This window comes from Pseudomonas sp. P7758 (assembly GCF_013386485.1).
Taxonomy (GTDB): Bacteria; Pseudomonadota; Gammaproteobacteria; order Pseudomonadales; family Pseudomonadaceae; genus Aquipseudomonas.
This window is the reverse complement of the sequence record NZ_JACARS010000294.1, coordinates 1-478: the sequence shown is the minus strand read 5'-3', so window position 1 is coordinate 478 and position 478 is coordinate 1. Positions and strand designations below refer to the sequence as shown.

The window sequence follows — 478 nt, the reverse complement described above, 5'->3', positions numbered from 1 at the left end:
CTGCTGGGCCACTACGCGGCGCTGGGCGAGAAGAAGGTCAACGCCCTGACCCTGCTGGTGAGCGTGCTGGACACCACCCTGGACACCCAGGTGGCGTTGTTCGTCGACGAACAGACCCTGGAAGCGGCCAAGCGCCATTCCTACCAGGCCGGTGTGCTGGAAGGCCGCGACATGGCCAAGGTGTTTGCCTGGATGCGCCCCAATGACCTGATCTGGAACTACTGGGTCAACAACTACCTGCTGGGCAACGAGCCACCGGTGTTCGACATCCTGTTCTGGAACAACGACACCACCCGCTTGCCGGCCGCGTTCCATGGCGACCTGATCGAACTGTTCAAGAACAATCCCTTGGTGCGCGCCAATGCCCTGGAAGTGTGCGGCACGCCGATCGACCTGAAGCAGGTCACTGCCGATATTTATTCTTTGGCCGGCACCAACGACCACATCACACCGTGGCAGTCCTGCTACAAGTCGGCGC

General features: G+C 61.3%; 1 protein-coding gene. It reads left to right on the top strand.

From position 1 onward, the window contains the following. Positions 1–478, top strand: a 478-nt coding sequence (locus tag HX873_RS31565) for an alpha/beta fold hydrolase (protein ID WP_177123889.1), incomplete at both ends; no start/stop codon positions are given.